This is a genomic window from Clostridium sp. AM42-4 (assembly GCF_003480105.1).
In the GTDB taxonomy this organism is placed as follows: Bacteria; Bacillota; Clostridia; order Lachnospirales; family Lachnospiraceae; genus Brotaphodocola.
Genome location: NZ_QUIK01000058.1, coordinates 402 through 808, shown reverse-complemented (window position 1 = coordinate 808; position 407 = coordinate 402). Strand labels below are relative to the sequence as shown.

General features: G+C 49.9%; 1 pseudogene. It reads right to left on the bottom strand.

The window, feature by feature from the left end:
• Positions 1–322: pseudogene (locus tag DW922_RS17330) on the bottom strand (hypothetical protein); the annotation flags it as partial.
• Positions 323–407: the final 85 nt, after the last annotated feature.

Genomic DNA, 407 nt, shown 5'->3' with positions numbered 1-407 from the left:
CATCTCTCAGGCTCCCAATTTCGGCTGATATGGCGTTCTGAAGCAGTTCGTTGCCGTTCTCTAACTGCTCTACGTTCTTCTTCAGCTCGCTGATGAGCTGCCTGCTCAGTTCGGCGTCTCTCTGCCTGTTCTGCTCTGCCCTTGCTTGTCCTTGATTTGACTGCTTCATCAATTCCTCGCAGCTCTCGCTCGACAAAGCTAAGGCTTCCTTCAGCAGGCTGTTCTCCAGCTCTGTCCGGCTCTGTCGGTTCAGTTCTTGGAGCTGTTCTCTCGGACTTGCCTGCTCTGACTTCTGCTGTTCGTGCATTTCTCTCAAACTCATGCTCCAGTTCCTCCTTTCCAAAACCCATGTTATAGTATTTTTCCAGCTTATTATTACGAATTTTGCAAGCCTTTTCTCCTGCCTG